General features: G+C 65.7%; 6 protein-coding genes. 2 read left to right on the top strand and 4 right to left on the bottom strand.

Going from position 1 to position 9,213, the window contains the following annotated elements:
- Positions 1–285: 285 nt before the first annotated feature.
- Positions 286–2,349, bottom strand: a complete 2,064-nt coding sequence (locus CVM73_RS36325; protein ID WP_245452531.1) for a methyl-accepting chemotaxis protein — start codon at positions 2,347–2,349, stop codon at positions 286–288.
- A gap of 288 nt (positions 2,350–2,637) precedes the next feature.
- On the bottom strand, positions 2,638–4,677 hold the full coding sequence (locus CVM73_RS36320) for a methyl-accepting chemotaxis protein (RefSeq protein WP_100236546.1): 2,040 nt from the start codon (positions 4,675–4,677) through the stop codon (positions 2,638–2,640).
- Between the two features lie 247 nt (positions 4,678–4,924).
- Between CVM73_RS36320 and CVM73_RS36315 the strand changes: the two genes are divergently transcribed.
- Positions 4,925–6,091 carry an FIST N-terminal domain-containing protein gene (locus CVM73_RS36315; RefSeq protein ID WP_100236545.1) on the top strand — a complete coding sequence of 389 codons (1,167 nt, stop codon included), beginning with the start codon at positions 4,925–4,927 and terminating at the stop codon, positions 6,089–6,091.
- Positions 6,088–7,452 (top strand): hybrid sensor histidine kinase/response regulator, encoded by a 1,365-nt coding sequence (locus tag CVM73_RS36310; RefSeq protein ID WP_100236544.1) that lies wholly within the window; start codon positions 6,088–6,090, stop codon positions 7,450–7,452. Before CVM73_RS36315 ends, CVM73_RS36310 begins: the two co-directional genes overlap by 4 nt.
- A gap of 146 nt (positions 7,453–7,598) precedes the next feature.
- On the opposite strand, the gene CVM73_RS36305 is transcribed toward CVM73_RS36310, so the two are convergent.
- Both CVM73_RS36305 and CVM73_RS36300 read right to left on the bottom strand, forming a co-directional pair.
- A complete protein-coding gene (locus CVM73_RS36305) occupies positions 7,599–8,294 on the bottom strand; it encodes a response regulator (protein ID WP_167407267.1) in 696 nt (231 codons plus the stop codon).
- A 115-nt stretch (positions 8,295–8,409) separates the two neighbouring features.
- Positions 8,410–9,102: a response regulator gene (locus CVM73_RS36300; RefSeq protein WP_100236548.1), complete on the bottom strand. Its 693-nt coding sequence runs from the start codon at positions 9,100–9,102 to the stop codon at positions 8,410–8,412.
- Positions 9,103–9,213: the final 111 nt, after the last annotated feature.

The raw sequence follows: 9,213 nt of genomic DNA, 5'->3' as shown, positions 1-9,213 counted from the left end.
CCGGACCCAGAAGCGCCGGCGGGCCTCCAGATCTGCACGATCGTCAAGATCTTCCGGGACCGCGAGGTCCCGCCGGCGTCAGATCTTCCATCAGGAAGACGCCAACAACATGCAATCCGGGACCCATACTCCGCAGCAATCGTTTGGCGAAGACTCGGAGTTACCACCGTCCGTCCCAACTGCGCCCTGGGAGTATGGGTCCCGGATCTACGCGCGCCTGAGGGCGCGCTTGTCCGGGACGACGGCGGAGTGTGGGGCGATAGCGCAGACTCCAGGTCGCGCCCCCTACGCCGCGCGGATATTCGCCATGAAGCGGTCGAGCTCGGCGCGCAGGCGGTTGCTTTCGCTCGCCAGGGTCTTGGCCGAGTTCAGCACCTCTTCCGAGGCCGAGCCGGTCTCGGCGGCGCCGCGGTTGACCTCGCCGATATCGGTGGCCGCGGTCTGGGTGCCCTGGGCGACGGTCTGGACGCTGCGGGCGATCTCCTGGGTGGCGGCGCCCTGCTGCTCGACCGCGCTCGCGATCGAGGTCGAGATCGACGATATCTGGCCGATGGTGGCGCCGATCTCCTTGATCGCGGCAACCGACTCGGCGGTGGCGCCCTGCATGCCCGCGATGTGCGAGGAGATCTCGTCGGTGGCCTTCGCGGTCTGGCTCGCCAGCGACTTCACCTCGCTCGCAACCACCGCAAAGCCGCGGCCGGCCTCACCGGCGCGGGCGGCCTCGATGGTGGCGTTGAGCGCCAGCAGGTTGGTCTGCTCGGCGATCGCCGTGATCAGCTTGACCACCTCGCCGATCTGCTGGGCGGCATGCGACAGTTTGCCGATGCGGCCGTCGGTCTCCTTGGCCTGCATCACGGCGGCTTCGGCGATCCGGCTGGAATCGCGGACCTGGCGGCCGATCTCCTCGACCGAGGCCGAGAGCTCTTCGGTCGCGGTTGCGACCGACTGCATGTTGCTGGAGGCCTGCTCGGAGACGCCGGCGACCTGGCTCGACAGGCTCTGCGTGGTCTCGGCGGTGCGGGTCAGCGTGGAGGCTGCCGATTCCAGCTGCACGGCCGAGGCCGAGACGTTGGAGACGATGGCGCCGACCGCACTCTCGAAATCGTCGGCAAAGCGGATCAGCTCGGAGCGGCGGCTTGCGGCCTGCTCCCGGTTCTGGACCTCGCTGGCGGCGGCATCGCGCTCGGCTTTCGCCACCGCCTGAACCTTGAACTCCTCGACCGCGCCGGCCATCTCGCCGATCTCGTCCTTGCGGCCGAGACCCGGCAGCACGACGTCGAAATTGCCCGAGGCCAGCTCCCGCATCGCCTTGCACATCGCGATCATCGGACGCGAGATGCCGTTGCCGAGCCACAACGCCAGCACGGTGCCCACGGCCAGCCCGCCCAGCGCCAGTATCAGCATCAGCTGCTCGGTCTCTCCGATCGTCGCATTGGCGCTCGCCTCGATGCGTTGCTGGTCCGCGGTCAGATCCGAACGCAGCTCGGCCGAGAGCTTGAGGATGGTCGCCGCCGTCTTGGTCATCTCGCCGTTCAGCTTGACGATGACCTTCACGTTCTCGGTCAGCTTTGCGAACGAGGTGCGATACTGCTTCAAGAGTTCGCCGATCTCCTTGACGCGATCCGTGATCTTCTGGTCGTTCGCGTAGATGGAGACCAGCAACGTCTCGAGGAATTTGATGCGGGCGATCACGCCGTCGGCGGTCTTCGGCTCCGGCTTGGCCACGAAAGCGCTGACCGAGGTGGAGACCGCCAGATATTGCGAGGTGACATCCTTGGCCGTGGTCTGAACCGAGTTCAGGCCCGCCAGCGCTGCGGTGTCGGCGAGATCGTCGAATTTGAAGCGGATCTTGTTGCCGACACTGTTGAGCTCGTCGGCCGCGATCTTGTTGTTCTCGCGCGTCAGCGTGATGATCTCGCCGAAGACTTTCGTAAAGCTCTGGAATTCGGCCTCGAGCTTGCCGACCTGCTCACGGCGGGCCGCGCCGGTCGTCGCAGCCATCGACTTGGCGATCGCGCTCTTCAGATTCCCTTCAGCGGCCTTGGCTGCGGTCTCGTCATCCACAGCGCCGGTCAGGGTATAGGCCCGTGCCAGTCCCTGATAGGCGATCAGCTCGCGATCGACCGTCCGCGCCTGGTCGGCTTCCGATACGCTGGTGCGGTAGGATGCCACGGCGCCTGCGATCCGCTCGAAGCCGAAATAGGCAAATGCCATGCTGACGGCGAGGATGGCGAGCACCGCCACGAAGCCGAGGATGATTTTTGCGCGAAACCGCAGCGTTGGCAGCTTCGATTGGCTCGACTTCGATTGGCTCGACTTCGATTGGCTCGACTTGGACTTGACCGACATTCCCCCACCCCATTCCATTCGCGGAAAACCAGGCGCAGCCCGGAAGCAGCCCGCTTCCCGACTCCCCGGCACGTTACGGGGCAAAGGATAAGCTGTGGTAAATTTGTGGCGCCGCAACTGGCGGTGAGGTGATGCGGTGAATTGTTAAGGTGCGCTTTCCCGGACCGTTACAAATCGATTGCCGCGCCAGCCTCCGCCGTCGTCCCGGACAAGCGGAGCAAAGCGACGCGCTTGTCCGGGACGACGGCGGAGTGTGGGGCGATAGCGCAGACTCCAGGTCGCGCCCCCCTACGCCGCGCGGATATTCGCCATGAAGCGGTCGAGCTCGGCGCGGAGACGGGTGCTTTCGCTGGACAGCGTCTTGGCCGAGTTCAGCACCTCCTCCGAGGCCGAGCCGGTCTCGGCGGCGCCGCGGTTGACCTCGCCGATATCGGTGGCCGCGGTCTGGGTGCCCTGGGCGACGGTCTGGACGCTGCGGGCGATCTCCTGGGTGGCCGCACCCTGCTGCTCGACCGCGCTCGCGATCGAGGTCGAGATCGACGAGATCTGACCGATGGTGGCGCCGATCTCCTTGATCGCGGCAACCGACTCGGCGGTGGCGCCCTGCATGCCCGCGATGTGCGAGGAGATCTCGTCGGTGGCCTTCGCGGTCTGGCTCGCCAGCGACTTCCCCTCGCTCGCCACCACCGCGAAGCCGCGGCCGGCCTCACCAGCCCGGGCGGCCTCGATGGTGGCGTTGAGCGCGAGCAGGTTGGTCTGCTCGGCAATCGCCGTGATCAGCTTGACCACCTCGCCGATCTGCTGGGCGGCATGCGACAGTTTGCCGATGCGGCCGTCGGTTTCCTTGGCCTGCATCACGGCGGCCTCGGCGATCCGGCTGGAATCGCGGACCTGGCGGCCGATCTCCTCGACCGAGGCCGAGAGCTCTTCGGTCGCGGTCGCGACCGACTGCATGTTGCTGGAGGCCTGCTCGGAGACGCCGGCGACCTGGCTCGACAGGCTCTGCGTGGTCTCGGCGGTGCGAGTCAGCGTGGAGGCTGCCGATTCCAGCTGCACGGCCGAGGCCGAGACGTTGGAGACGATGGCGCCGACCGCGCTCTCGAAATCGTCGGCAAAGCGGATCAGCTCGGCGCGGCGGCTTGCGGCCTGCTCCCGGTTCTGGACCTCGCTGGCGGCGGCATCGCGCTCGGCTTTGGCCACCGCTTGAACCTTGAACTCCTCGACCGCGCCGGCCATCTCGCCGATCTCGTCCTTGCGGCCGAGACCCGGCAGCACGACGTCGAAATTGCCCGAGGCCAGCTCCCGCATCGCCTTGCACATCGCGATCATCGGACGCGAGATGCCGGTGCCGAGCAGGAGGGCGAGGATCGCACCTAACAGCGTGCCGCCGACGGCCAGCATCAGCACCAGCTGCTCGGTCTTTCCGATGGTCGCCTCCGACTCCGAATCCAGCCGCTGCTGCTCGGCGACGAGGTCCGCCTTCATGGCGGTCGCGCCTTGCAGGATCGCACCGGCCGAACCGTTCATCTCGGTGACGAGGTCATCGACCAGCTTGGCGTTGGCGATCAGCTTCTCCAGCGCTTCGCGATAGGCCCCGAGCAGCGCCTTGGCATCCTTCAGGCCGGCGACGATCTTGTCGTCCATGGAGTAGACCGCGCCGAGCGAGTTCTCGACGAATTTCAGCCGCGCCAGCGCGCTGGTGGCGATCGCCTGGTCGGACGTCAGCACGAAATTGGTCGCCGCCGCGCTCGCGGTCTGGAACTGGGCATTGACCTGCTTGGTACCGAACTCGATCGCCTGTGCTTCGGCGTCGGACGCGTTGTTGCCGATGTCGTCGAGCTTGTATTTCAGGAGGTTGGCGTTGCGGCCGAGCTGGTTCTGCACCAGCAGCGCACTGTCGCGCTTGGCCTGGAGCACCTTTGCGAAGGTCGCGGAGAAGTTGGAAAACTCCTTGGCGAGCTTGTTGAGACTCTCCTGTCGCGCCGGCTTCTTGGCACTCTTGACGGCCCGGTCGATGGCGTTCTTCAGGCTGCCTTCAGCATCCAGCGCCGCCTTGGCGTCGTCTTCCTTGCCGGTAACGACGAAATATTTGACGGCCGAACGATAGGCGAGCAGCTCGCGGTCGATGTTGCGGGCAAGATCGGCCTCGGACACGCTGCTGCGGTACGATCCGACCCCGGAGGCAACCCGCTCGAAGCCGAAATAGGAGAAGGCCATGCTGCCGGCGGAGATCACCAGCACGGCGGCGAAGCCGAGAATGATTTTTGCGCGGAACCTGAGCGTCGGCAATAATGTGCGCTTAGACGGCGACGCGATACGCCCGGACATTCCCAACCCCCAGCTCATGTTCTTGCAGTGATTCTGCGGCCCGGAAGCAGCCCTTTCCGAACCGTGCGCAAAATTAAGGCAGAATCGTCAAGGGGTGGTAAATCCGTCCGGTCTGCCTCCTGGATGGAGAGCTCCTCCACCGGCCTTGCCGGGGTCGGACGCCGTGTTGCGGCTCACCGGAAAACGCCCTACGCTCGAATACTTATCAGGCACTTGGCGTTAGACCGAGCCTCGAGGGAGAAACGGAGTGGGGCAAACCGATTTTCGGTTTGGCGGTGCGTCTGGCGTTGCCGTGGCCAAGTCGAAGGCTGCGAGCGTCGATGAAGCCGTGGCCGAACTGGCGGCCCAGCTCCCCTCCGACGAGCTGGCGCTGATCCTGGTGTTCCTCTCCCCCAGCTACGACCCCCATCACTTCATCGCCGAGATCACCCGGCAATTCGATGAGACCCAGGTCTGCGGTTGTACCACCGCGGGCGAGCTTGCCCCCGACGGCTGGGACGAGAACAGCGTCGTGGCGCTGGCGTTCAGCCGTACCGACTTCTCCGCCGCGGTGCGGCCCATCTTCAACCTCGACAGTTTCCGCGTCGAGGACGGCCGCAGGATCGGCGGCGAGCTCCGGCACGAGCTGTTGCGGGCCACCCCGCAGGTCGACCGCGGCAGTCCCTTCGGCCTGGTCCTGATCGACGGCCTGTGCCGCCGCGAAGAAGCGGTGATGTCCGCGATCTATGCCTCGCTGGACGACATTCCGGTCGTCGGCGGGTCCGCGGGCGACGGGATGCGCTTCGAGAAGACCTGGGTGTTCGTCGACGGCAAGGCGCACACCAATGCCGCCCTGCTGATCCTGCTGAACACATCGTTGCCGTTCCGCGTCTTCAAGTGCGACAATTTCGAGCCGCGGGCGCAGAAGATGGTCGTGACCGAGGCCGACATCGAAAATCGGACGGTCAGGGAGCTGAACGCAGAGCCCGCCGCACTGGAATATTCGCGTGTGGTCGGCATCATGGACGCCAAGCTCGATCCGTTCTCCTTTGCGTCCCACCCGGTGCTGGTGCGCGTCGGCGGCTCCTATTACGCGCGGTCGATCCAGCGCGTCGAACCGGACGGCTCCCTGCATTTCTTCTGCGCCATCGACGAGGGCATGGTGCTGACGGCGGCGACGTCGCGAAGCCTGGTCGGCGCGACCCGCGAGACGTTTGCCGACATCCACGACCAGATCGGAGACGTCTCGCTCTATATCGGCTTCGAGTGCCTGCTCCGCCGGCTCGACGCCGAGCAGCACCAGCTCGCCCGCGACATGTCCGAACTGTACCGGCAGAACCGCGTGGTCGGCTTTCACACCTATGGCGAGCAGTTCGGCTCGATGCATGTGAACCAGACCTTCACGGGCGTCGCGATCGGAAGGCGCACCGCGTGACGGAGACGTGGCAGGATCCGCAAACCGTCGAGCAGCTCCAGCGGGAAGCTGCCAAGCTGAGGAAGATCAATGCCGCGCTGATGTCGCGCGTCGAGCGCTCGATGGACCAGCAGCTCAACGCCTTTTCATTGTTCGAAACCGCCATTGCGCTCGACCACAAGGTTCGCGACCGGACGCACCAGTTGCGCGAGGCGCTGCATTCGGTCGAGCGCGCCAATGAGGGGCTCTACCGCGCCAAGCAGCAGGCGGAAGCGGCAAGCTCGCTGAAATCCTCGGTGCTGATCTCGGTCACCCACGACCTGCTGCAGCCGCTCAACGCGGCGCGCCTGACCCTGTCCGCGCTGACCGAGATGATGGAATCGCAGGAGGCGGGCCTGCTCATCGATCAGGCCGACCGCTCGCTGGTGATGCTGGAGGACCTGCTGCGGTCGCTGCTGGAGATCGCGAAGCTCGACGCCGGGGCGCTCAAGCCAGAGGTGCGCGCGATCGCGCTGGCGCCGTTGTTCGAGCAGCTCCGCAACGAGTTCGAGCCGATCGCCGCGCGGCAAGGCCTGTCCTTGCGCATCCGCAGCTCCGGGCTCGCGGTGAGGTCCGATGCAATGATGCTGCGCCGGATCCTGCAGAACCTGCTGGCCAACGCCATCCGCTATACCCGCAGCGGCGGTGTCGTCATGGGATGCCGGCCGCGGGGCGACCAGATCTGCGTCCAGGTCTCCGACACCGGACCTGGAATCGCGCAGGCGCAGCAGGAGGCGATCTTCCGCGAATTCCAGCGCGGCGAGGCCATTGCGACCGACCAGGCCGGCTTCGGGCTTGGCCTCTCCATCGTCCGCCGCTTCGCAACCGTGCTCGGGCACGAGGTGCGGCTGTCGTCGCAACTCGGCAGGGGATCGACCTTCACCCTGGAGCTGGGGCCGGCCGACCTCGCCGAGGTCGACGACGAGGTGCAAGAGGTCAAGCTCGCCGAGCGGCCCTACAATTATAGCGGGCTCGAAGGCGCCAAGATCCTGCTGATCGAGAACGATCCGAACGGCTCGGAGGCAATGGCCGCGCTGCTGGAGGGATGGGGCTGCGACGTCGCGACCACACGGTCGGCCGCGGACGCGCTCGTGCGCCTCAGCGAGCTCGGCGGTGCGCCCGATGTCGTGATTGCCGACCTCCATCTCGATCACGGCGAGAGCGGTCTGTCGGCCATTGCCGACGTCAGGGAGCAGTTGAAGCTCGACACCCCCGCCATGATCATCACCGCCGACTATTCCGAACAGGCGGCGAAGGAGGCCAGCCTCCACGGGCTCGAAGTGTTGAAGAAGCCGATCAAGCCCGCCGAGATGCGGGCGCTGCTGTCGTTCCTGCTGAGCTAGAGCGCGCGGCGGGCGCACATCAAAAGTCGCAAAACAACCCCATGCACAGTAGGGGTAATATCTTACGCCAAGCTATGGCTCTGACTTATCAATGAATTACCTGCCGGATGTTGCACGCCCGGCGTGGCGAAAAGCGACGAATCAAATCATTGCCGATCCGGCTGAGCCCGCTCGCGCCTCGCCGTGGTGCCCTCGACCGCCAGCGTCGCGAAATCGATCCGGGACATTTCCACGATCGCCTTGGTGCGGCTCAGCACGTTGAGCTTGCGCAGGATGTCGGAGACGTGGACCTTCACGGTGGTCTCGGAGATCTTCAACTCGTAGGCGATCTGCTTGTTCTGCAGGCCGCGCTTGAGCATTTCGAGCACGCGCAATTGCTGCGGCGTCAGATCGTGCAAGCGCCTGATGAGATCCTGTGCGGGGCCGGACGGGCGTTGCGGGCGGACAAGCGCGCGATAGGCGGCGGGAACACAGACCGAGCCGCGCAGCACCTCGCCGATCGACTCCGCCAGATCCTGCTTGGACGATGATTTGAGGATGTAGCCGGACACGCCGAGCGACAAGGCGCCGGACATGATCTGCGGATCCTGATGCCCGGACACGATGACGACGGGAATTTTGGGAAATGCCTTGCGGATGCGGATGATGCCGGAAAGACCTGTGGTGCCCGGCATCGACAGATCGAGCAAGATGAGGTCGAGCTCGGTGGTCGCCGCGACCTGCTCCAGCGCGCCGTCGATCGACGTCGCCTGAAGGATCTCGGCCGCCGGCGCCACCATCTGGAGCGCGCCCTCGAGAGCCTCGCGAAACAGCGGATGGTCTTCGACGATCAGAAATCGCATCACGGATGAGCCATTCCTGGATGATTGCCCAGATGATCGACGGGTTCGACGTCGAAACGAGAATGTCCCAGCCGGGTCAGGCCGGCTTGATCCAGGTCAAACGCGTCATCACGCGTCATTGCGGCCGCCCGCGGTCGGCCCGCGCATAGGGCCGGGCCTTGGGATCGGGCAGGTCCACCTTGCCGATCTCGATGATCGCCTTGTTGCGGCTGAACAGGCCGAGCTTGCGCAAGATCTCGGTGATGTGCGCCTTCACCGTGGATTCGGCGAGCTGAAGCTCCTGGGCGATCTGCCGGTTCGGATAGCCGCGCCGCAGCAGATCGAGCACGCGAAGCTGCTGCGGCGTGAGCTCGCGCAGCTTGACCTCGAGCGCCTTGCTGGCCTCGGCCCGCCGCCGCTGCGGCGCCGCCACGAAATCCTTCGGCACCGACACCGATCCCTTCAGCACGCCCTCGATCGATTGCGCCAGCTCGCGCTTCGACATCGACTTCGGCAGATAGCCGGCGGCCCCCAGCTCCAGCGCCTCGCGGACGACGCGCTGGTCCTCGTCGCTCGACACGATGGCGACAGGCAGGCGCGGATAGGCCTCGCGCAAGCGCAAAAAGCCGGAGAAGCCGGTCGCATCCGGCAGCAGGAGGTCGAGCAGCGCGAGGTCGATGCCCTCGCCCTGCTCTGCCATCAGGACATGAAGGGCATCCTCGATCGACATCGCCTCGAAGATCCGCGCCTCCGGCAAGGCCAGCCGCACCGCATTGCCGAGCGCCTCGCGAAACAGCGGATGATCGTCGATGATCAGGAAGCTGGTCATGGCGCCTTCGCAGGACTGCACCGCAGAATAGTCCATCGTACAGGCATCCACCGCCATGGCGGAAGAGGCAGAACCATGCGGCGCCCCTCCGGCGCCGGGATGATGCCGGAT

It is taken from the genome of Bradyrhizobium forestalis (assembly GCF_002795245.1).
Lineage (GTDB): Bacteria > Pseudomonadota > Alphaproteobacteria > Rhizobiales > Xanthobacteraceae > Bradyrhizobium > Bradyrhizobium forestalis.
The sequence above is the reverse complement of the archived record's forward strand: the minus strand, read 5'-3'. Positions and strand labels throughout refer to the sequence as shown.